At 54.5% G+C, this 21346-nt stretch carries 20 protein-coding genes and 3 tRNA genes; 15 read left to right on the top strand and 8 right to left on the bottom strand.

Going from position 1 to position 21346, the window contains the following annotated elements; all coding sequences use genetic code 11:
- Nucleotides 1-102 precede the first annotated feature (102 nt).
- The 3 genes from ybgF to BLS51_RS26815 all read left to right on the top strand — a co-directional run bounded on the left by ybgF (nt 103) and on the right by BLS51_RS26815 (nt 1097).
- A complete protein-coding gene (gene ybgF, locus BLS51_RS26825; protein WP_090191755.1) occupies nt 103-858 on the top strand; it encodes a tol-pal system protein YbgF in 756 nt (251 codons plus the stop codon).
- Between the two features lie 58 nt (nt 859-916).
- Nucleotides 917-992: transfer RNA gene (locus tag BLS51_RS26820), tRNA-Lys, on the top strand.
- Between the two features lie 29 nt (nt 993-1021).
- A tRNA-Lys gene (locus BLS51_RS26815) sits at nt 1022-1097 on the top strand.
- Nucleotides 1098-2324: 1227 nt separating this feature from the next.
- Here BLS51_RS26815 and BLS51_RS26805 read toward each other — a convergent pair.
- Nucleotides 2325-3905 carry a GmrSD restriction endonuclease domain-containing protein gene (locus BLS51_RS26805; RefSeq protein WP_090191761.1) on the bottom strand — a complete coding sequence of 527 codons (1581 nt, stop codon included), beginning with the start codon at nt 3903-3905 and terminating at the stop codon, nt 2325-2327.
- Nucleotides 3906-4776: 871 nt separating this feature from the next.
- Here BLS51_RS26805 and BLS51_RS26800 point away from each other — a divergent pair.
- From BLS51_RS26800 to BLS51_RS26765, 7 genes are all read left to right on the top strand, one after another.
- Nucleotides 4777-5697, top strand: coding sequence for a retron St85 family effector protein (locus tag BLS51_RS26800; RefSeq protein WP_090191765.1), 921 nt, complete (start codon nt 4777-4779; stop codon nt 5695-5697).
- Entirely contained in the window at nt 5687-6628 is a 942-nt protein-coding gene (locus tag BLS51_RS26795; RefSeq protein ID WP_090191767.1) for a retron St85 family RNA-directed DNA polymerase, read from the top strand. Before BLS51_RS26800 ends, BLS51_RS26795 begins: the two co-directional genes overlap by 11 nt.
- Nucleotides 6629-6746: 118 nt before the next feature.
- Nucleotides 6747-7430 carry a DUF2026 family protein gene (locus tag BLS51_RS26790; protein WP_090191770.1) on the top strand — a complete coding sequence of 228 codons (684 nt, stop codon included), beginning with the start codon at nt 6747-6749 and terminating at the stop codon, nt 7428-7430.
- A 135-nt stretch (nt 7431-7565) separates the two neighbouring features.
- Entirely contained in the window at nt 7566-8216 is a 651-nt protein-coding gene (locus BLS51_RS26785; RefSeq protein WP_139168797.1) for a hypothetical protein, read from the top strand.
- A gap of 1096 nt (nt 8217-9312) precedes the next feature.
- On the top strand, nt 9313-10095 hold the full coding sequence (locus BLS51_RS26775; protein WP_229207766.1) for a hypothetical protein: 783 nt from the start codon (nt 9313-9315) through the stop codon (nt 10093-10095).
- 7 nt (nt 10096-10102) lie between these two features.
- Entirely contained in the window at nt 10103-10657 is a 555-nt protein-coding gene (locus BLS51_RS26770; RefSeq protein WP_139168796.1) for a hypothetical protein, read from the top strand.
- Nucleotides 10658-10750: 93 nt separating this feature from the next.
- Nucleotides 10751-11008 carry a hypothetical protein gene (locus BLS51_RS26765; protein ID WP_090191780.1) on the top strand — a complete coding sequence of 86 codons (258 nt, stop codon included), beginning with the start codon at nt 10751-10753 and terminating at the stop codon, nt 11006-11008.
- A gap of 82 nt (nt 11009-11090) precedes the next feature.
- Here BLS51_RS26765 and BLS51_RS26760 read toward each other — a convergent pair whose 3' ends face one another.
- From BLS51_RS26760 to BLS51_RS26750, 3 genes are all read right to left on the bottom strand, one after another.
- Entirely contained in the window at nt 11091-11522 is a 432-nt protein-coding gene (locus tag BLS51_RS26760; protein ID WP_090191783.1) for an STY0301 family protein, read from the bottom strand.
- A 7-nt stretch (nt 11523-11529) separates the two neighbouring features.
- Nucleotides 11530-11943: a BPSL0067 family protein gene (locus BLS51_RS26755; protein ID WP_229207767.1), complete on the bottom strand. Its 414-nt coding sequence runs from the start codon at nt 11941-11943 to the stop codon at nt 11530-11532.
- 90 nt (nt 11944-12033) lie between these two features.
- Nucleotides 12034-12345, bottom strand: coding sequence for a cupin domain-containing protein (locus BLS51_RS26750; protein ID WP_090191785.1), 312 nt, complete (start codon nt 12343-12345; stop codon nt 12034-12036).
- Between the two features lie 207 nt (nt 12346-12552).
- Here BLS51_RS26750 and BLS51_RS26745 point away from each other — a divergent pair, with 207 nt between their 5' ends.
- The gene (locus tag BLS51_RS26745; protein WP_139168795.1) at nt 12553-12960 is read left to right on the top strand and encodes a hypothetical protein; all 408 of its coding nucleotides are present in this window, start codon (nt 12553-12555) and stop codon (nt 12958-12960) included.
- Between the two features lie 110 nt (nt 12961-13070).
- A complete protein-coding gene (locus tag BLS51_RS26740) occupies nt 13071-13406 on the top strand; it encodes a hypothetical protein (RefSeq protein ID WP_090191791.1) in 336 nt (111 codons plus the stop codon).
- Nucleotides 13407-13463: 57 nt separating this feature from the next.
- Here BLS51_RS26740 and BLS51_RS26735 read toward each other — a convergent pair whose 3' ends face one another.
- Together BLS51_RS26735 and BLS51_RS26730 are read right to left on the bottom strand one after the other, a co-directional pair.
- On the bottom strand, nt 13464-16229 hold the full coding sequence (locus tag BLS51_RS26735; protein ID WP_090191794.1) for a TonB-dependent receptor: 2766 nt from the start codon (nt 16227-16229) through the stop codon (nt 13464-13466).
- A 144-nt stretch (nt 16230-16373) separates the two neighbouring features.
- The gene (locus BLS51_RS26730) at nt 16374-17519 is read right to left on the bottom strand and encodes an acyltransferase family protein (protein ID WP_090191796.1); all 1146 of its coding nucleotides are present in this window, start codon (nt 17517-17519) and stop codon (nt 16374-16376) included.
- A 125-nt stretch (nt 17520-17644) separates the two neighbouring features.
- Here BLS51_RS26730 and BLS51_RS26725 point away from each other — a divergent pair, with 125 nt between their 5' ends.
- Nucleotides 17645-18079 (top strand): hypothetical protein, encoded by a 435-nt coding sequence (locus tag BLS51_RS26725; RefSeq protein WP_090191799.1) that lies wholly within the window; start codon nt 17645-17647, stop codon nt 18077-18079.
- A gap of 167 nt (nt 18080-18246) precedes the next feature.
- Nucleotides 18247-18322, top strand: a tRNA-Lys gene (locus BLS51_RS26720).
- 23 nt (nt 18323-18345) lie between these two features.
- Here the strand turns inward: BLS51_RS26720 and BLS51_RS26715 are convergent.
- Together BLS51_RS26715 and BLS51_RS26710 are read right to left on the bottom strand one after the other, a co-directional pair.
- Nucleotides 18346-18630 carry a hypothetical protein gene (locus tag BLS51_RS26715; RefSeq protein WP_090191802.1) on the bottom strand — a complete coding sequence of 95 codons (285 nt, stop codon included), beginning with the start codon at nt 18628-18630 and terminating at the stop codon, nt 18346-18348.
- A gap of 2 nt (nt 18631-18632) precedes the next feature.
- Nucleotides 18633-20615 (bottom strand): helicase-related protein, encoded by a 1983-nt coding sequence (locus BLS51_RS26710; protein ID WP_090191805.1) that lies wholly within the window; start codon nt 20613-20615, stop codon nt 18633-18635.
- Nucleotides 20616-20723: 108 nt separating this feature from the next.
- On the opposite strand from BLS51_RS26710, the gene BLS51_RS26705 reads away from it, so the two are divergent.
- A complete protein-coding gene (locus BLS51_RS26705; RefSeq protein WP_090191956.1) occupies nt 20724-21332 on the top strand; it encodes an IMPACT family protein in 609 nt (202 codons plus the stop codon).
- Nucleotides 21333-21346: the final 14 nt, after the last annotated feature.

Here is a 21346-nt window from a genome sequence, read left to right as displayed (position 1 = left end):
CACTACCTTTTTGCCGGGTCACAGGCATAATACGGGGCGGCGCGCGGATTCAAGACCGCGCCCTGCCCCGTTTCCTTTTAGATTTGTGTGAAAGTGTCCGACATGAAGAAACTGACCAAATCCGGCCTGAGCGCCGCCCTGCTGGCCGCAACGATCTGGCTGCCGCTGCAAGCCCATGCCGGCCTGTTCGACGACGACGAAGCCCGCAAGGCGCTGCTGGACCTGCGCACCAAGGTCGAAACCATGCGCAGCGACCTGCAAGCGCGCATCGACAACAAATCCGACAAGTCCAGCACGTTGGACCTGATCAACCAGAACGACGCCACGCTGCAGCAGGTCAACCAGCTGCGCGGCCAGATCGAAGTGCTGGCCAACGAACTGGCCAACGCGCAAAAGCGCCAGAAAGATTTTTACGTCGACCTCGACACGCGCCTGCGCAAGCTGGAGCCGCGTGAGGTGACCATCGACGGCAAGACCTCCCAGGTCGACCCTGGCGAGCAGCGCAGCTATGAAGCGGCGACCAAGCTGTTCACCGCTGGCGACTACAAGGCGGCCGGCGTGGCGCTGCAGGAGTTCGTCCAGCGCTATCCAGGCTCCAGCTACGCGCCGAACGCGCAATACTGGCTGGGCAACGCCTACTTCGCCCAGCGCGACTGCAAGGCCGCCATCAGCGCCCAGCTGGTGGTGCTGAAAAACTACCCGGACAGCCCGAAAGCACCGGACGCGATGCTGAACATCGCCAGCTGCCAGACCGAGCTGAAGGACAAGGCCGCCAAGAAGACGCTGCAAGACCTGATCAAGCAATATCCGGACTCGACAGCAGCGGAGACGGCCAAACAGCGCCTGGGCGGTAAATAATTACCGGAGGGTATTTGACAGCTGGGCAGTAGATCCCCTATAATCTCGCTTCTTTCGGGGGTCGTTAGCTCAGCTGGTAGAGCAGCGGACTTTTAATCCGTTGGTCGCAGGTTCGAATCCCGCACGGCCTACCATTCCGAAAGTGCCTAGGTTTCATACCTATGGGTCGTTAGCTCAGCTGGTAGAGCAGCGGACTTTTAATCCGTTGGTCGCAGGTTCGAATCCCGCACGGCCTACCAAGAATTATCAAGGAAGCCCACGAATTTCGGTTCGTGGGCTTTTTTGTTTCTGGTCGCTCTCTGGTCAACAGGAAAGCGAACCTTACTCGACGCCCCGTAGCTACAGACTTATCGACTTGACAATTGAGAAATAATGCTCAGTTAGGTATATTTTCTCATCGCACTCGCAAATCACACGACTTTAGGAGAGAAGCAGCCCTAAGATCGGAACTGCTGCGTTAGATCAAGAAGGGGTTAAATGAAGTCGCAAGAACAAAAAGATTTCGAACTCGACGAGCCAGCCGCCAAGACGCATACCCACCAGGCTGGCCGATTCAGACAATTGAAATCAAACCCAGCGGCAAAGCGCCGAAAAAATACGGGCCTAAGGCGTATCGTTTTGATGCTTCTATGACCCTTAGCGTAATCCTTCCGCGCAGAGGCTGGACACTTTTAAAGAAGACAAAAAATTACGCTTACCTACGTCCACCTCTAGAGCAGTCTTCGCCGCCCTTCTACATTTCGATCGCTGTTCCTACTCCCGAAGAATGCTTAGCGCTCGCACGTCGTAGCCATACGACAGGCCGATCTTGGTTCGGTCAATTAGGGGAATGGCCTACGTGGTACTACCACGAACGAAATACGAATATGAGAGAAATTTGGCGAGACAGCGAGACGGGAGAGATGGCCTCGCGCATTCACCACTCGCCGCCCCAATCCAGCCTATCGATTGGAGAACGGGGAGCATGGAATTGTGACGTCACGGGAACCGCCGGGGAATTCCTGATGGGCATACTTCCTCCACATCTCGGGACGAAACAAGACACAGGAAGCCCAAGAGCAGACACCTTGCTTTCCGAAGGCGCAATACGTACGGTAGAGCTGACAACCTATGAACGCAATGAGAAAGCTCGCCAGCTCTGCATCGACTACTACGGGCACACTTGTTGTGCGTGCGGCCTGAACTACGAAGACAGATACGGTGTCATTGGAGCCGGCCTTATCCATGTCCACCACATCACTCCACTATCGGCGATTGGGGAAGAATATCAAGTAGACCCGATCCTTGACCTAATACCTCTATGCGCAAGCTGTCATCACGTCGTTCATGGGCGAAATCCGCCCTATTCGTTGGCTGAGGTCAAAGAGGCAATCGCTCGGCAAGAAACTACTAAAAATACAGTGATTACCTAGAAAGCACACAACTAACAATTTGAAGGCCTTTTTCGTCTACTCAGAGCGGTTTGACTATCCGATCAAAATAGTAGCGAAAGCCGCCAGCCGTTCGCATCGTGCGGCCAAGAATGTATCGAACTGATCGTTAAATTCTGCCTCCGCACAAAATGCAGAAGCTAACGTGGGCTCACGATCAGGACCACCAACAAGATCAGCGATATATACAGATGGTCGCTTGCGGCCAATGTTCTTGTTTTCAGCCGAACTCAAGAAGCAGAAGTTACCCAATGCATTGATTCGGTTGTCAGGGATACCGTCGTCGCGCAGGTATGCGCGCGGATAAATATGATGAAACTCAGAGCGGTTGTAGCGCTGCAGCACCTTATCTAGATCAATACTTTTCCCGGACAATAAACTCTTTGGATCGTTGTTTGCCAAAAGCAGGACAAACGTCTTTGAGGTTGCGGTACCAACCCTGAATGTATTCTGCGCAAAGTAGTCAGCGCCAACCACGACATTAATCTGATCCAGTGTACTTGGCTGGCCGTTCTTTAGCTTCACCATCTGATCGATGTCATCAATCGTCGTCCGTCGCGTCTGACTACCGTACCGACCTGAGAAGCACGTCCGCCAGAACCATCGCTTGATTGCCTGGAAAGTCTGCGCGCTATAGATGACCTCCTTGCCATCGGGTTCCGAGAAGAACACCGCAACTGGAATCAACATCGCTGGGTACGGAAGAAGCTTGAGGTTATTGACCTTGAGCTGCGTTCGGAAGAAATCAATCGCTCCCTTAATACCGTTCTCAACATTCGCAAATTGCGCCCGCACATCTGCGCCATTCAATTCCAGCAGCTTCTCAGGACCAGGTTCACCTGTAAGGATACCTGCGACGCAACTAAGCACAAGATCGGCGTCATCCCCAACACCGCCGAAGCCAAAGTCAGATAGCTCTTCCTTCAATTCGCGGAATTTCTCTAAAAGATCGAAGTCCTCATTCCACGTCCACGCGGACAGCAGTTGGAGCGTATCGAGCGCCAATCCCAGGCGATTGATACGTTCGAAAACGATCGCGACGATCGACCGATCCTCGGTCTTCAACACTTGCACCGGCAGGCTTATTTCCTTAAATTTCTCCTGCAACTTATCCAAAAGCGTGATCTGCTCCTGCGATAAGGCTTGCGTAGCTGCTCGGTACTTAACCGAATCGAATAGCACATTCATCGGGAAGTAACGGCCCCGATCATAGTCAACGCCGGAGATGGCAACAAAATGGCTATCCTGAGCGTTCCCATTAGCCCCCATGTCAAAGTAAACATCCGACCATTGGTTATTCTCGGCCGGAACTAATTCGGTCTGAAACACGGTAAAAATAGAGGTCAGACGTTGCTGGCCATCGAGCACGTAGTCAATCGGGTAGTCCGCCATCGGTTCAGGCAAGGTGAACGTGCCTAAATTCCGCTCAACGGCCAATTTGTTCTTCGTCCGCCAAAAGAGTAGCGACCCGAAGGGATAGCCCTTGTAAATACTGTCTAGTAAGTAAGCAACTCGATCCATTTCCCAAACGAATCCTCGCTGAAATGCTGGGATGCGAACTTCACCACTGATGACAGAATCCAAAATTTTCCGAATTGAGTAGTGTTGATATTCCATACTTTCCTCCTTGCATTGCCTTGCTAGCAATATATCCCAAAGTCAGCAAGTCGGAAAGCTGGCGGTGGCCCGTCGAGCAGAGCAGAGCGAAAACACAACCATCTCGACCGGAAATAGACCGGAAGCGGCCACGGTTGCGCCGCGAAACACCGGCACTCCGCAATGTCCTAAGCTCGACCTCACACATGCAAACCGTTTGACCTCGTTGCCTCTCAGGGCCACGGATTCGATCTTCTAGTACCCAAAAAACGTACCCCCATCAACAAACCTACTCGGTATAGGAGAGTAAATAGTGTGCAGGTGTGCAGGCTGGGTATCCCTACCGATATCTCGTATACGGAGTGTGCAGACTGTGCAGAAATCGGTCGTCTGAAATCATCGGTTCAGATGCAGCTCAGGGCGCTTGTCAGTAATTTTTTTTCCTATCTGATCGCAGTCCATGAGCATCAAACACAATAAAAAATAGGAAGATAACGAGAGATGGGGCTTCGCGAATGGCCCCCCGGTAAAATCAATAGATTTGCGCCTGCTTTTCCCCGGCTATAACGCACCGCAATCCAAGCAGCCCTGTCAAATTTTCCACGCTCAATGCCGTCACTCAGCGTGATACAAATCTTGGGTGAGCAATTTAAGTTGCAACATCATCAGCACTAGTTGACAACATGAAATTTCCTGATAAGCTAGCCGTACTCAATTACGCGTTTTGATGGTCAAATTCACTTGGTCATTAATGTCGGGCGTTTCGCCAGACTGATGAGATTGTTAGCACTGACAGCGCAGAAAGCCGCACGCAGCCCGGACTGCAACCTCTCGGTTTTGCCGTGCCGCGTACGTCTTCCTGCGCTGTGTTCAATGGTAGTTGAGTCTTCCCTTGCAAAAAACCATTCAAAACTTCGCCGCTGCAATTGACCTCGCCAAATCCAAAGTGAGGCATGGCCCGCAAAAAATCACTTTATTTGGGGGCAACACGACTAATGGCGACGGCAAACCACTTTCTCAGCGCGGCACCTTTTTACTACTTTACCCCGGCGATTTAGCTGATGCGTTCGTGGTGCCCGAGAACTTCAAAAACTGGAATCACTTTGGAGTATATGACGATCTCTTATCGTTTGAAGAGGACGTATGCGCACTGGTAGATAGCGTTGTGGTGTTTTTAGAATCCCCAGGAGCGATAGCAGAATTCGGGGCACTAATTAAGAATAAAGATATTGCCCCAAAATTATTTGTTGTCGTGAATAAAGAATTTGAAGAAGACTCATTTATCGGCTATGGATTAGTAAAATACTTAACCCATAACTATTCAAAAACCGTAAACTTTATCTCATCTCAATCATCTGAACTATTAAAAGAAGAAGCACATTTCATTATAAATGAGATGAAGGAACGTTTTAAGAAAATACCTAAAACAGAAAAATTCACTAAATCCATAACTCGACATATTTTTTATACCATAATAGATTTTGTTGACCTACTGCAAGTAGCAAGGATTAGCGACATCCAACTTTTCCTAACCGAGCTTAAGATTCAGATTCCCAAAAAAAGACTTGAGCAATTATTGCTGGCTTTGAAAAATGTGGATGCGCTTGAAGAAAGTAAGGTCTTAAACGAGCGATGCTTCACAGTTAAATCATCGGCAATTCCATCAATAGAATACTCCTTTCTTCCTGGAACGACTTCTAAGCGAATGTCTTGGAAGGCCATTATGTTCTCAAAAACAATGGAAGACAAATGGCGTGCCTTTGCCTATAAAGTCTTGAAGGTCGATGCAGCGGAGAAGAAAAATGTCGCTTAGAGATAGGCTTGAAAAGTCCTTACCATTTTCAAGAAAAGAGATCGACCTTTTGGTGCTTTCCGCACCATTACGCTATAAAACTTACCAAATCCCCAAAAAAACACTGGGAAAATTCAGAGAAGTATCTCAACCAACTCCCGAAGTAAAGCTATTGCAACGCTGGCTTATATCAAATGTTTTTGGAGACTTTGCAGTACATGATGCCGCAAAAGCATATCGCAACGGAATAGGCCTGTTACAAAACGTCGCCCCTCACAAGAATCATCGATATTTACTTAAGCTTGATTTTTCGAATTTCTTCCCGTCCATTTCGTCAGGTCATTTCTTTGAATTTATGGATGGAAAAGGTTACGATCACGACGATCTGATCGTAATGAGTAGAGTATTTTTTAAAAATTATAGGAAAACCGCGTCTTTACGACTTGCTATTGGAGCCCCTAGCTCTCCAGCATTATCAAATATACTACTTTATGATTTAGATGTCGCAATTAGTAATTTCTGTAGAAACTTGGACATTACTTATACAAGATATGCTGATGACCTCAGTTTCTCTACGAATACCGCTGAGGTACTTAGCGAGGTAGAAAAAAATATCTCAAAGATAATAAAAGAGAACTGCATTATAAACTTAACGCTCAATGAAGAGAAAACTGTCCACGCCTCTAAGAAAAACGGAAGGAAAATCACCGGCCTAACAATTACATCGGATAATAAGATATCGATTGGATTGCAGCAAAAAAAACTTTTGAGAGCAAAAATTGACCGCTATCAAAAAGGACTGCTAACTCAAGACGCGATAGACAGTTTGAAAGGTTACATTGCCTTTGTTGACTCCGTTGAACCGGAGCATCTTGTGCGACTAACAAAGCGGTATGGAATTGAAATCATGAGGCAGCTTTACACTCGAATTAATCTCGAAAATAATATTTAGATCTAATATCGGCATAAGAATTCAAATTACAATGAATGAATCCTCAAGATCGTACTAAAGATTTGCCGAAATCAACTGCCAGTATCAAACCAAACTCTACCGCCGCACCCGAGATTCCATGATGAAGAAGAGCAAAAATCCACCATTATCGTTCGCCGCGTATCAGCGGCTGCACAACGTTATTCATAGCTTGTCCGAATACTTCGCGCACGGAGCGGGACGCTCATGCGTCTTCTTCAGCATCACCGGAGCAGCCCTGATGCACAAGCATTATCAGCTGGACGCAAAAGTGGTTTGCGGCGGCGGAGCTGTGATGTTAGATAAAGAAAATGACTTGGCACTATCGTGGTTCGTGAAGCAGCGGGATGGAACAATCTCTACCGGAGTTGAGGCATTCCATGCCTGGATCACTTGTGATGGCTGGCTAATTGATCTTACAGCACCAAACTATCATGAGGTCTTAGCGGGAGCTAAGCTGCAAAATTCAAGTAACGACCGCAAAGAAATCCCCGCTATCAAAGTGCCGCGCATGATGTTGCAAAAGCCAGTCTCAGAAACCGAGTTAGAGCTTGATAAACTACGTAAGGCGGGAGACTGCGCATTCTACTCTGATCCAGAAGTAACTAGCTCGATAATTGATAACGCGTTCGAACAGGTTCAGTTAGGGGATGTGGTTCAAATCGCCTATGATTGGCACCGCCCTGTACCACATAAAATGCCCCCTTCAATTACCATCGGCGACAACTACGGAGAAATCAAAACCATACACCTCATCAAGCGTGAACTTGTCGGAAAGTGGTAATAAAAAAACGCGCAAAGCGCTATCAATATGCATCTGGGCTGTGCAAAGTGGGCAAAAGCGAGCGCAGGGCCGGATGCTTAATGTTAGGCAGTACCACAATCACAGCCACAACTGCTCCGGTACAATATCCAATCTATGAGTAGTTCTCTCTCGTCAAAATTCGCATTCTCAGTGCTGGTTGTACTACTAGCTGCGATTCTCTTCTTCTGCGGCGTCGCATCTGCCATAGTGATTACCAATGTGATGGAGATAAAGGAGGGAGCAAGCTGGGTTCAGGCCATCGGTGGCTTCCTAGCAATTGTCGCCGCATTTATGATCGGGAACTCCCAGGCCAAGGCTGCTATTGCAGCCGTCGGGCTGGCTGATCGCCTGAGCTACGCTAGGAAGTGCAATGCCCTGCTTGCTGTCGCGTCCGAGCTTACTAAGGTGAGCGAAAAAGCCTTCGAGGTATACAAGACAAGACACGAGTTGATGATGAAGTTGTTCGCCGGAGAATGGACCCTTCCTCTTGAGACGCTGCTCGAAGAACTGGCTGATATCAGAGCGCATGAATTTGGCGATCAGGACGTGCTGACAACTGTTGTGTCGCTAAAGGTAGCGTCCTCGTATCTGAAAAACATGCTGGACAAGATGCCTGCTGCGATAGACGACATCGACAACGAAAATAACTGGAACAGATTCGATCACCTTCTCAACGTAATCGATATAAACCGCAAGCTAATAGCGAAAGCGTCAGAAACCCTCGGTGAACGCCTCCGACCTGCGATCGTTTCTCATAGTTCCTGAGTCGGAAACTTAGTGCAGTAGAGTACGGTGTGCAAACTGTGCAGCGGGCTGACCGGCCGGACGGCTCGGACTAACGCCAGCAATCAATCATTGTCTTGGCCGCGCCGGTAGCGTTCTGGTCCGCCTCGGGTATCAACGCGCTGGTATCAACGGCGCTAATGTAGCCCAAGCATCAAAAGCGCCAGTGATAGCGTAGAACAAGCGCCCCCTCCCGGCAATAGCCCCCTCTGGTCGCTCTCTGGTCGAGGCCAGGTACAATACGGTAAAGCTAGTTCTATCAGCAGCACACTAGGCCGCAACGGGGAAGTGGAGAGCCATTGCGGCATGAACAGAGCTGAGCAAAGGAAATCCCTGACGGAACGGCTTCTGCGATGGTCGGAGACCGCAAAATCATTTCTGCTGTTTCACGTTCTTTTAATCCGTTGGTCGCTGGTCCGAATCCCGCACGGCCTACCAAGAATAATCAAGGAAGCCCACGAAGTCCGGTTCGGGGGCTTTTTTGTTTCTGGTCGCTCTCTGGTCGCGACAGAACCAAACTACTGTGGGGGAGTGACCGTTTTGATACCCGAATCCTGGGCGGCGTGCAGCCACGAACCCAGCAACCATGCGGCCGCCGGGCCGACTTCCTCACTTAAGGCGTCTTTTTGGGCCGAAACCCGACCGCAATAGTAGAACTATCGCTCTCACCATCTTCGATTGACTCGGTGTTTGCTAGGGAAATGGCATATGCAATAAATTTGATGATTAACTTATCAATACGGCTACGGTACAGCGAAACCTGAGGCGAAGCAACCAGCCGTAAGCCTATAATTGACCAAGAGCGTAAATCTTCCACCTTCCCAACAGAGTTAAATTCATCCAAGAGTGTGCAGGGCGTGCAGACACCGCTCCCCGCGCTTATCACTGCCCCACGCAACGCCCTCTCCTCAAGCAAAGCGCCTTGGACCGGAAATGCCCCGGACACCGCGACCATCCCTGCGTCGAAAAAATCCGCACCTGAATGCGCGAAGCGCAAAGGCACATATCAAAGAAGCGAGTCGTCCGCTGCCGGAAGATCCACGGATTTGACCTCCGCGACTCGGCCAGATGCTCATGGTTGAGTGAGCGCAACACGAACTTTTTATTGATGACTATCCTGAGCAATCATTCATTCTTAACGGTGAAGATAATGACTGCTCCAGATAAAAACGTCGAAGACAGAGCGCATTTTGATCGGGCCATGAAAGCGTTGGAGAGCCAGGTCGCAAATGTCGGTGCGCACGTCTGCATTGACTCAACGGCCCGGCGTGCCTACGCGCGCGAGATCAACGCCATGGCGCAGAAATTGGAGAGCGAAGCATTGGCTGGAAAACTCACCTGGACCGAAGCAGCTAAGCAAGCACAGGAAACGCGGAATATCATCATGGAGATCTTCCGCAGGCGTAGCACACCTGTCGGTCGAGCGATGGCCGAATACGTCAAGATCAGGGGGCATTCGCTAAACGAATTAGTAGCACGGCACTCTGCCCGGCACTATGGCGAGAACGCTGTCTTTAAGAATTTGACGCCATCGCAAAAAAATGTCGTCTATGCCTCGATCGTGAAATCCGCCGGGACTTCACATCAGCCCATCACCACTATGCTCTCGCGCCTGTCTCACGCTGGTCGCGGGCTGGTGATTATTTCACTGGGAATTTCTGCGTACAATATCGCGACCTCCACAGACAAAGTTTCCGCCGCAGGCAAGGAAGTTCTTTCCACTGGCGCGGGAATCGGTGGCGGCATTGCGGGAGGGGCGCTGGCAGGTCTGGCGTGCGGCCCTGGCGCGCCACTTTGCGTCACAATAGGTGCGTTTGTCGGTGGTACGCTTGCTGCGTTTGGCATTCATTCTCTTCTGTAGGCCTGTCGTGAAACTGGTTCCGACTTCTGAGTGCGCATTGCGTCTGATCGGTTCGCCGCTTGGGCAGGGTATGCCGCAAAGCGAACTGATGTTGAACCGGCAGTCCACTGGTGTCATCATCGATGGCGCAGTGCTGGAAGTGGCGATACGCTGGCATGATCTGCTACTCGTTTTTGTCACCGATGACATCATGCACGAAGATACTTTGCGCATTTATCTGTTTGATGCACGGTTGGATCTCGTTGACTCGGCCAAGCTTGGCTGGATGTATGCGACGGGAGCTTTCTCTTTGCTAGAACTCTGCCCGCCCAATACTGTTCGCTTCCTCTTTTTCGGCGATACCGATTGGACCCTGGAGTTATTCAACACGGATGTCTTTGCAATTCCATTCATCAGTGAACCTCGCGGCGTCAGCAAGCCGCTGCGATTTCATCGTAGATTTCAAGTTACTGGCGACCCGAAACCAGAGGCTCCACAAAGCTCCGTGCAGAAACTGATGGAAGCGCCCGCCAAGAGCGAAGATCAGTCGGAATCCCTTGGCGGGCGCGATAGAGTCAAGTAATCCCCAAGTGCGGGCCTCTAAAAAAGGGGGCAGGATTCGCCCTCTCTCTTCAGAACGACTACAATGGCGTCTTAAACATTAACGAAACGCATCATGACCTACGAAGAATTCCTCGATGAGATCACCACCCTGCTGACCGAACTGTACGACTTGGAAGATGAAGCCGCGATCAAAATCGTGGTGGACGCACAAGCGGCCGATTATTTTGTCACGCACGACGACAAGGAAGAACTGCGCACTTTCGCTCAAGCCAAGGTGGAAGCCGCAGCCCTGTACCAGGCCAAACAGAACAAAAACCAGACCCAACGCAAGCAGCAACTGCGTCAAGTGCAAAAGAAAAAGGCGCTTTGAGCCAGCCGCCGTAGCGGGTTTTCGATCGCAGGTCGAATCTCGCACGTCCTGGCAGGATTCAGGAACGCACCATCAACAAACTCTAGTGACAATCAATCTTGATTGAGCGCTGCCCAACTTTCTCGCCTTTGCTGAATCGAACAGTACAAGTCGTTATCTTGTCATTTAGCCGGGTGGAGAGCATCACTTCGCCGGATTCCCCGTACCGGCACTCCATCCACTTCCCGGCAGCGAAGCTCTCATCACTTAGATCGTAGGTGGTTGACCACTTAGTGCTGCCGCTCCTCCAGGTTGAATCCCCCTTCAGCGTCGCCAATTGTTCTGGTGGCCCAGCAGCAGCGCCGGCCGAGGAAAGATACAGCGGCGAAGCAACGTATGACTGCCATTGCTTGGAAAGGTTCGTCAGCCTGATCGACGATTCGGGGATCTCAGTCGGACAAACAATATGCTGCTCAGCGGGGTTCACCGTGCCTGCAACGAGAAGCAATGCTAGCGTAAGAATATTCCTTGCCATGATCCACCTATTCGATTACCCAGAATGCATCCGCATTGTCGGAAGGATTGGCATACGTCCCGTCGTGATTCTGGCGCTGTTTGCGGATGAACCGGATAGAGATCTTTTTCTTCTCGACGCTGGGCCATTGATCGATCACGTAAATCCCATCCGACACCTGGCCTAAATAAAACGCTGAATGATTGCCTCTGCTGCGTCCTGGCCACCGACCATTCTCGAAGTTGGCAATTGCGGTGCCGGCTAGAAGGCCTTTGTTACCCAATACTTTTTCGCCCTGTCGCCACTTGCTCGTATGCGGCGCATTGGTGTAGTGACGGATTAAGGTAACACACTCGGCATTGCCGACCTTGGGCTGCTTATCAAGCAGTCTGGCTTCAGGATAGCGGTATGGCATCGGGATCTCCTTGATGTGGAAATCCATATTGCCCCTGCTGGAGAAAGCACGATTGCTGCCGCTCAGATAATGAAACAACACTATGTGCTATATATCAAAGCAAGACGTTTTCCGGAATCAAGCGCTCCCCGCGCGCTCAATGACCAGAATGCGTGAGGCGACGCGCGGGTGCGCGCAATGGGCGTCGCCCTCGCCGGCAAAGAACAGGTCGCCGGTGCGCAACGTAACGATGTGCTCTTCGCCACCCTGACGATAGTGCATGTCGACCTCCCCATCCATGACCGCAAACACTTCCTCGCCATCATTGACGTGCCAGCGATACGGCTGATCGGTCCAGTGCAGGCGGACGGTGGCGTCGGGGATGGCGGCAATCAGTTCCGCGCCCCATGCGCGGGAGGCGACAAATTCCCGGCTGCGGATAATTTTCATATGGCTCTGCATGTGACGTGATGATGCCGCCATGCTCGCACGTCTGCAAGCGAAGAACATGACAGCAATGGCGGAATTTCTGCCACGACTGATTCATATGCTAAAGTTGGCAACTTCGCAAAGGAACGACGCATGCAAAATATACCCGGCCGGATGAAGTATCTACGTAACACAGAAATATTCAGCGCGGCCGCTTTGCCGGCGGCCATGATCTACCTCTGGCAGAAGTCAGTGGAGCCGATAGCATGGGATGTACGCGTGGCGGCGCTGGTGCTGGTCAGTTATCTGCTATTGCAAGGCGCGTGGTATTGGCAGATCAAGCTGAAGGCTGTCACGCAGCGCCAGCCTTTGCCGGGGTATTTCCAGCCGCTGTACAAGTTCTTCCAATACACCAATGTAGTGCTGATCGTCGCCGTGGCAGCGTTGATTGCCATACACAGCACGGCAACCTCGAATGATCTGCTGTGGTCCGGCGGCCTGCTGGCTTTTGCGGTAGCCGAGCAGATCAACTATTACCACTACCAGCTGATGTACGACACCAGCGCTGCCTTTTCGTACGTTCGCCGCAATGGGCGGCTGCGCAAGGCCGCACTCGGGCTGGACCTGAAACGCTAACAAGAGCGCCATGTGATATTTGGTGAGTTTTCATTCCATCAAGTTACGTTACTATCCTGTCAGCAACTTTATTCAATGTTGCACTTTAAAACAGACTGGGGAAAACTAACGTGGCAACTCGCATCGCTCTTAAACATAAAGATACTGGCCTGGTCAAAGATGGCTTCTACGGGTTTTCGTGGACCACCTTCTTCTTTGGTTTCTTCCCGGCCTTGTTCCGGGGAGACTTCATCACCTTTATCGGTGGCTTCGTGATCAGCATGATCATCGCCGTCGTCACGATGGGCATCGGCGCCTTCTTCATCGGCCTGATCTGGGCGTTTATGTACAACAAATACTACACCCGCCGCCTGCTGGAACGCGGCTACGTGTTGGCCGGTAGCGAAGGCGATAACGCGCTGGCCGCCGCTGCTTTGGGCATCGTGCTGTCGCCCGCCGCAGCCTGACCGGTTATAGAAAAACAAAGCGTCAACTTCGCCAAGCGAAGTTGACGCTTTGTCGCTTTAGAACGCTGCGCGCAGGCCGACGTTGACGCGGCGGCCCACGTCTTCCAGCGTCAGGAACTGGCTCTCGTTGAGCGCATATTCACGCGTGCGCGAGTTGGTCAGGTTGATCGCATCGAGATACAGCGCCACCGTCGGCGTGATGTTGTAGCGCAGGCTGGCGTCGGTCTGGCCGTAGGCGGAGCGGTTGCGGGGCTGGGTGCTGCCGCCGCCGCAATCGACCGAGAAGTGATTGCGCCAGTTGTAGCTCACGCGTGCCTGGAACTTGCTGTTCTCGTAGAACACCGAGCCGTTGTACGACTGCGGCGACAAGCCGGGATAACCGCAGTTCGGCGTGCCGCTGTCGACTTCGCGGCTGGCGGTCGCATCCACGTAGGTGTAGTTGGCGGCCACGCCGAAGCCCTTCAGCCACGATACCGCTTCATCGAACGCATACTGGCCGGCGATTTCCACACCCTTGATCTTGCCCTTCTGGCCGTTGCGGACACGGGTGTCATGCACCACCTCGCCAGGATACTGCGGCAGCGTGGTGTCGACCAGCCGCGTCTCCAGGAAATCGCGGACGTTTTTCTGGAACACCGCCGCGCTGACGTAGTTGGTCTTGGACAGATACCATTCCCACGACAGGTCCAGGTTGTTGGACTTCATCGGCTTCAGGTAAGGATTGCCGCCGCCGGTCTGCACGTCGCCATAGCGGCCGCCGTACGAGTTGTCGATGCCCATCTGGCTCAGCGTCGGGCGGGTTTCGGTCTTCGATGCGGCCAGGCGCAGCATCATGTCCGGCGTCAGGTCGAACTTCAGGTTGGCCGATGGCAGCACGCTGTTGTAGTCGTTGCTGACGGTGTTGGTGCTCATCGGGCCGTAGACCAGGATGTAGGTGGTGTCGTTCGGACTCTTGGTCGCCGATTGCAGCACACGGCTGGTGCCGACCGAACTCGACTTCACATGCACCATGCGCACGCCGGCATTGGCCGACCAGCCCTCGCCTTCCCATTTGCTGTCGAGGAAGATGCTGGACACTTTTTCCTTCACGCCCGACATCGATGGCTTGGTGTAGTCAATCGCCATCGGACCATTCGGGAACAGCGTGGTGTCCAGGTAATGTGCCGGGTCATTCGAAGACAGCAGCGTTGAGCGCTGGTTCAGGTAATCCATATACGCGTACGGATCAAAGCGCAGATAGGCGCTTGGCACCTGGGCGCCGCCGCCGAGGAAGTTGTCCAGCGGCGTCACCGTGAACAGCGACGATGGCAAGGCCAGGTGATAGCCGCTATAGGTATTCCACGAATCGCTGCTCCACTGGGTACGCTTGACCTCGCGCTGCGAGTAGCCGAGGCCGGTTTGCAACCCTTTGAAGTAGCCGATCTCGTGGTTCCAGGCCAGGTTCATGCGGCCTTCGGAGATTTTGTCGGTACGCTGCACGTCACCGTTGGAGACAGCGTGTGCGCGCACCGCAGTCGGGTCGGCAATGCCGTCGCCGAACACGATCGATGGCGTGCCGTTGAAGGTCAGTACGTCGCCGTTCTTCGGCACCATGCCGGCCACCACCCACATATCCGGCGAGCCGGACGACGTGCGCGAGGTGTTGACGTCGCCTTCCAGCTTCCACTCCGGCGACAGCGCCCATTTGGAATTCAGGCCGAAGGCGCGCGTGATCGATTTACGGTCGCCGCCCTTGACGATCATATCGTTGGAATTGGCCTCGCCCAGCAGCTTGCCGCTGCCGGCCAGTTCAGGATTGTTGGCGTAAAAGGTTGAGCCCGGACGCAGCAGGCTGGTGATCTGGTTGCTGCCGTTGATCTGCGCCCCCAGCACCTGCGGATTGATCCAGTCGCTGACGGCGATGATGTCGTTGCGCTGGTCCAGGTGCGAATACAGCGCGTCGGCCGTCAGCTTCCAGGTCGACGACGGGTTGTACTGCACCGTCAGATTGCCGACCAGGCGCTTGCGCGTTTCATCTTCCTGCTGGAAGCCGTAGCTTTGCGGGATGTACAGCTTCTTGGTGGTGACATCGGCCATCGTCAGCCCCCTGGAATTCAGGTCGCCATTGATCACCGAAACGTCGCGGTAATTCCATGCATCGGTGACCGCCTTGTTCTGCTTGGAGGCGCGGTCGGTGTACGACAGCGAGGCGTTGACGCCGAAGTTGCGCTCCTCGTTGGCAAAGGTGTACATACCGCTGATATTCGGCGTTTTCTTTTCCGAGTTGTTGTCGTACGAACCGGAGGCGTTGATGACCGTGCTGTGGCCGGTCTTGCCGGACAGCGGGCGCGCCGTCTGGATATCCACCGTCGAGCCGATGCCGCCCTCAGGCAGGAAGGGTTGCGAGGTCTTGTACACCAGCGCCTTGGAAATCAGGTCCGACGACAGCAGGTCGAACGAGAATTCGCGGCCACCGGTATCGCTGGTCAGCGTGCGGCCATTGACCAGCACGTTATTGAATTCCGGCCCCAGGCCGCGCACCGAGATGTAGCGGCCTTCGCCGCCGTTGCGCTGGATCTGCACGCCGGTCACGCGTTGCAGCGATTCGGCGATATTGGTGTCGGGGAACTTGCCGGCGTCTTCGGCGGATACCGCGTCCACCACGCCTTCCTGCAGGCGCTTGGTGTTCAGCGAAGAACTCAGCGAGGCGCGAATGCCGCTGACGACGACGGTAGGTCCGGCGTCAGCGTCTGCGGTATTGGCGGTGGTTTGTGCCTGGGCGCTGACAGCAATCAGCAGGTCGGCAATGAGAACAGCGAGGACGGTCTTGCGAGGTATAGCCATGATGTAGTCTCCAGTTTTTGTAATGACTTTTTTATGACATCGTTTGTTACCGGTTTTGATCTTACGCCCGGACTAACCATGCCAATCTATTATTTCTTTACAAAAAGCCATTCCAAAATGGTATAACTACGCGACCTTTCCTTATCAGCGTGACAACGGCCGTGGCATGTGGACATCACGCACGGCGAACTGTTCCGCAACAAAATGCATCAAGCGGCTCAATGGCGTTTCCACCCAGCGATGGAAGGCGGCGCCGGCCAGCAGGCTGCTGCTCCAGGCGACCAGCATACCCATGCCCTGCCACGCCGGCTCGATCGGGGCGAAGCGGGTGAAAGCGGCGTTCACCAGCAGGCAGACGGGGAAATGAATCAGGAACACCGCATACGAAATCTTGCCCAAGCCATTGATAACCGACCAGCCACGGCTGTCGGAGGCGATTTTGCCGCGTCCCCACAGGAACAGCACGCACGCCACCACCGCCGCCAGCGCGATCCGGCTACGGAATTCCAGCAGCAGGCCAACCATGGCCGGCAGCAGCGCCATCATCAGCAGCACGACTGCCATGCCCGGCTTGCGGCGCGGATCGCTGGCCCACCAGGCCATCAGGCCCAGGCCGTAGCTGCCGAAGAAGTACGAGGCCCAGTTGTCCCAATCCGAGTCCAGGTTGAAGTGCAGCAGCGACAGCGTGATGCCAGCCGCCACCACCAGCGGCATCAGCCATTGCTGCTGGCGGTTGCCGGTGATGCGGCCGACCAGCCACAGCAGGATCACCATCAGCGCATATAGCTGGAAATCGATGGCGACATACCAGGCGCCGGCCGACACTGAGTCATAGCCCAGCACGCCGTGCAGCAGCAACAAGTGCGCGCCCAGCTGGCTCAGCGTGGCGGGGGCGGAAATCGAATCGTGCGTCATCCATTCGGCGGCCCACAGCGAAGCCAGGGCGGCGATCAGCGTGGCGGCGACGAACGGCGGCGCCAGCTTGGCATAGCGGCGCCAGATGGCGCGCACCGGCGTCGGGCAGCCGGCATGGCCGGAAGGCGCTAGCGACTTGGCGGCCAGAAAGCCGCCGATCACCAGGAACACCTGCACGGCGATGCGCGCGCTGCCGGCAAGCCAGTCGAACAGCGACGGGAAGATCACCCGCGCGTGATCGGCCATCGGGCCATAGAACGCCAGATGGTGCAAGACGATCAGCTGCGCCGCGCCTGCCTTCAGCAAATTAATTAAACCGAACTGCGCAGGGAGCGTTTTCGAGGCGCCCGCAACAGTTCCTGCAACTACTTTCATCCATCATCCTTTTAACAGCAGGGCGATATGATAGCTGAGGTTGCAGATTCATGGCGCGCGGAACAAAAACTCTCCCATTTGATCTAATCGGAATGACAGCGAAAGTGGCCGTGCTAGCGTGAATCATGGTCACCTATTTCGCTCAACTGCAAAGCAATCCCGGCTGGTTCGCCATCAACGTGCTGGTGCCAGTGTTGCTGCCGTTCGCCGTCATCGCCACCGTCGCCATCGCGACAGGCGGTTGGCGGGAGTTTTTACAAATGATGAAAAAGGCCGTCGATAACGGGCAACTGTTCTGGGTAGCGTTGGCGATGCTGGCATCAACGGGCTACGAAGCCTTCGCAACATACGGCCGAAGTCCCGATACAAGCGAAGCCGCATCTTGGGCATTGGGAGCATGCATCATTGGCGCGGTGTTCACTTCAATTTTCATCGCCATCAACACTTCGCGCATCGCGCAAGGGCAGGACATTCGTAAACGTGTCATTTGGATCTCGATACTCCTTACCATAGCGTCGTCTTATTTTTATCCCTGGTTTCATTTTATATTTGGGAGCTAGTATGAAGAAATTTCTGAAGTCACTTATCTTGAGCGATAAATTCAGCGATGCTCTGGCTTACTTTGCCGGCGCAATCATGGTGATTGGCCTGATTGGATTCATAATCCTCATGCCAGCGTGATGCACACTTGAATTTTCCGCTGGCAGCCATTACAATTCTGGCCCTTGGGTCGTTAGCTCAGCTGGTAGAGCAGCGGACTTTTAATCCGTTGGTCGCAGGTTCGAATCCCGCACGGCCTACCAAGATTCAGCGAAAACGCCAACCTTCACCGGTTGGCGTTTTTGTTTTCTGTCCGCGCATAGAAGCCCGGCGGCTTGCGCGCGACCCAGGCAATGAATTTCTGTATGTCAGGATGCGCGCGCAGCGCTTCCCAGGTGTGATAGTGATGCAGCAGTTCGCGCTCGCTGAATACCGAGTGGATCTTGCGGTGGCATATCTTGTGAATCGGAAACTGCTCCCTGCCCTTGAACGTCTTCGGCACCAGATGATGCCGGTCGATATTGACCGTGCCCAGCACGCGGCCACACAGGGGACAGCGCTCCTCGTCCATGCTCAGCGCCTGAACTTGCGCGGCTGGCGTTTGCGCGCTGCCGAGTTCTGTTCCTGCAAGATCGCATCCACCCGCTCCGATGCTTCGCGCGACAAGCGCTGCGCCAGTTCGGTGTCCGGAAAGTACTCCGGCTGACGGTAAGCCAGCCACGCGTAGGCCGAATACAGCCGGCACACGTCCTCCACCTCCTGCAGATTCATGTAATGCAGCGGCCGGTCATTCGACTTCAGCTGCGTAACCTTCTTGTGCGCCAGCGACTTCGCCCACGTCTCCCACGCATGCTGCAACGACGGCACCTTCGACGAAATCGGCACCAGCGACAGCGCGAACTTCTCCGCCACCGTCAACTCCAGCGTGTCGAGCCATGCCGCGCGCTCGAACTGGTCCTCGGTAATGCGCGGATAGAAGAAACCATCCGGCACATCGATGTTGTGCACAAAACGCTTCAGCAGCTTGGCCAGCGCATGCTCATGCGTGACCGACGAGATGCGGTGCAGATGCTCTAACGTCGGCGCCACCGCGAAGCCGGTGGTCTTCAGCGGCACCGGCTTCTCGCGCAGCAGCGAACGCATCACGTTGTGCGTCTCGTTGTCATAGCCAGCCACCAGGCCTTCCTCATGCACGCCGAAGCGCCCTGCCCGGCCCGCGATCTGGCGCGCCAGCGCGGCCGGAATTTCTTCCTCTTCATAGCCGTTGTACTTGACGGTGGTGGTCATCACCACGCGTGCGATCGGCATGTTCAGGCCCATGGCGATCGCATCTGTGCCCACCACCACATCGGCCGCGCCTTCGCGGAAACGCTGCGCCTGCGCACGCCGCACCTCGGGCGACAAATTGCCGTAGACGGTGGCAACCGACAGGCCCATCTCGGTCACCATGTCGCGCCACATCAGCACTTCGCGGCGCGAGAAGCAGATCACCGCGTCGCCGCGTCGCAGGTTGCTCAGCTTGCGCACAGCGGTCGGCTCGACCGACAGCGGCCCCTTGCGCTTGAGGATGTGCACCTCCAGTTCGCACTCCAGCCGCGCTGCCAGCACCTCGATCGCGCGCCGCGCTTCCGGTGCCCCCACCAGGTAGACGATGCGCGCCGGCGCGCCGCATACGGCCGCCGTCCAGGCAGCGCCCCGGTCGCGGTCGGACAGCATCTGGATCTCGTCGATGACGGCGACGTCGACCGGTGTTTGCGTATCCAGCATTTCCACCGTGCTGGCGACGTGCGTGGCGCCCGGCGCCAGGCGGCGCTCCTCGCCAGTGACCAGGCTGACCTTCAGCGGCTTGCCATGCTGCTCCATCTCCTGAAGTCGCTCGTAGTTCTCCAGCGCCAGCAGACGCAGCGGCGCCAGGTAGACGCCGCTCGGCGCCTTGGCCAAAGCCTCGATTGCCAGGTGGGTCTTGCCGGAATTGGTCGGCCCCAGCACGGCAATAAACTTGCGCTTGATGCGCCGCGCCATATCGAACGAGGCCGGATACTCGGCCAGATTGATGCTTTGTCGCGTACGCTCGGCGTGCTGCTCCTCCATATCGCGCTCGACCGCGTGCTCCAGCCGCATGCGGATGCGGTCGAACACCATACCGGCCGGCTCGGACACCTGCATATCGCTGAGCGAATGTAAAAAGATGTCGGCATCCATGTCACAGTCATCGCAGGCGTCGGACAGTTCGCGCACGAAATTTTCCACGTAGCCATGCAGTTCGGCGGCGACATCTGCACCGGCGCGCTCGCGCAGCAGAGCCGAACGGCCATCCGCATCCATCTTGCGCCATTTTGACGCCTTGGCCAGCACGCCCTGCGCCGGCACCAGATCGTAAGGCACACGACGGCCGCCATATTCCACCTCGCCGGTCAGGCGCAGGAACACCCTGCCCTCGGCCTTGGCCAGGATGACACCACGGGCGCTCAGGCCCAGTTGCTGCATCAGATCGTCATCCTCTCCGCTCTCGCCATCGGCATCGGAAAGGTGGGGCGCGGCGGGGGAATTAGTCATGGCATATCAGGTGGGATGAACTCGTGCAGGATTATACCGCCGGCCCTGCCGGCATGGCGCCTGGACCCGATTTCTGGCACCATACGCCGCTTAACCAAAGCCTATTCCATGCCACAGACAATCAATACAGCGGTTCACCATGAATTGCTGATTAAAAAAAGCCGCTTTATTGCCTGCGTCCAGCCGATGACGGATCGCGCCAGCGCGCAAAAAGTCGTGGCGGAATTATGGCAGCAACATCCCGGTGCCGCCCACGTTTGCTGGGCATTATTAGCCGGCGGCCAATCGGCAGCAGTGGATGATGGAGAACCCAGCGGTACGGCCGGCCGTCCGATGCTGGATGTTTTACGCCATCAGGATCTCGAAGGCGTATTAGCCACCGTCGTACGTTATTTCGGCGGCGTTAAATTAGGCGCTGGTGGACTGGTGCGCGCTTATACCGACAGCGTGGCGCAGGCCTTATTAAACGCCGAGAAGATCGCCATTATCAAACAGCGATTCCTCATTTGCAGCGCGCCTTATGCCATGGAAGGCCTGGTGCGCCGAGAAATTGAATTGGCGGGAGCCAGCCTGGATAATGTCCAGCACAGCGAAGACGTTCAATTCGAGTTCAGCCTGCCGGATACGGCGGCGGATGCATTGATAACCCGTCTGAATGAATCCGGCCACGGCCGCATCACCTGGATCACTCCTGACGATACGGCCGACGCAAGCTGATTACTGGTGCATTC

The sequence above is a fragment of the Duganella sp. OV510 genome (genome assembly GCF_900100205.1).
Taxonomy (GTDB): domain Bacteria; phylum Pseudomonadota; class Gammaproteobacteria; order Burkholderiales; family Burkholderiaceae_D; genus Rugamonas.
The sequence above is the reverse complement of the archived record's forward strand: the minus strand, read 5'-3'. Positions and strand labels throughout refer to the sequence as shown.

Bases quoted from the DNA above. Each gene is read 5' to 3' on its own strand.
- ybgF (WP_090191755.1), top strand. From the start codon at position 103: ATGAAGAAACTGACCAAATCCGGCCTGAGCGCCGCCCTGCTGGCCGCA.
- BLS51_RS26805 (WP_090191761.1), bottom strand. From the start codon at position 3,905: ATGGAATATCAACACTACTCAATTCGGAAAATTTTGGATTCTGTCATC.
- BLS51_RS26795 (WP_090191767.1), top strand. From the start codon at position 5,687: ATGTCGCTTAGAGATAGGCTTGAAAAGTCCTTACCATTTTCAAGAAAA.
- BLS51_RS26790 (WP_090191770.1), top strand. From the start codon at position 6,747: ATGATGAAGAAGAGCAAAAATCCACCATTATCGTTCGCCGCGTATCAG.
- BLS51_RS26785 (WP_139168797.1), top strand. From the start codon at position 7,566: ATGAGTAGTTCTCTCTCGTCAAAATTCGCATTCTCAGTGCTGGTTGTA.
- BLS51_RS26765 (WP_090191780.1), top strand. From the start codon at position 10,751: ATGACCTACGAAGAATTCCTCGATGAGATCACCACCCTGCTGACCGAA.
- BLS51_RS26760 (WP_090191783.1), bottom strand. From the start codon at position 11,522: ATGGCAAGGAATATTCTTACGCTAGCATTGCTTCTCGTTGCAGGCACG.
- BLS51_RS26755 (WP_229207767.1), bottom strand. From the start codon at position 11,943: ATGGATTTCCACATCAAGGAGATCCCGATGCCATACCGCTATCCTGAA.
- BLS51_RS26750 (WP_090191785.1), bottom strand. From the start codon at position 12,345: ATGAAAATTATCCGCAGCCGGGAATTTGTCGCCTCCCGCGCATGGGGC.
- BLS51_RS26745 (WP_139168795.1), top strand. From the start codon at position 12,553: ATGATCTACCTCTGGCAGAAGTCAGTGGAGCCGATAGCATGGGATGTA.
- BLS51_RS26735 (WP_090191794.1), bottom strand. From the start codon at position 16,229: ATGGCTATACCTCGCAAGACCGTCCTCGCTGTTCTCATTGCCGACCTG.
- BLS51_RS26730 (WP_090191796.1), bottom strand. From the start codon at position 17,519: ATGAAAGTAGTTGCAGGAACTGTTGCGGGCGCCTCGAAAACGCTCCCT.
- BLS51_RS26725 (WP_090191799.1), top strand. From the start codon at position 17,645: ATGGTCACCTATTTCGCTCAACTGCAAAGCAATCCCGGCTGGTTCGCC.
- BLS51_RS26715 (WP_090191802.1), bottom strand. From the start codon at position 18,630: ATGGACGAGGAGCGCTGTCCCCTGTGTGGCCGCGTGCTGGGCACGGTC.
- BLS51_RS26710 (WP_090191805.1), bottom strand. From the start codon at position 20,615: ATGACTAATTCCCCCGCCGCGCCCCACCTTTCCGATGCCGATGGCGAG.
- BLS51_RS26705 (WP_090191956.1), top strand. From the start codon at position 20,724: ATGCCACAGACAATCAATACAGCGGTTCACCATGAATTGCTGATTAAA.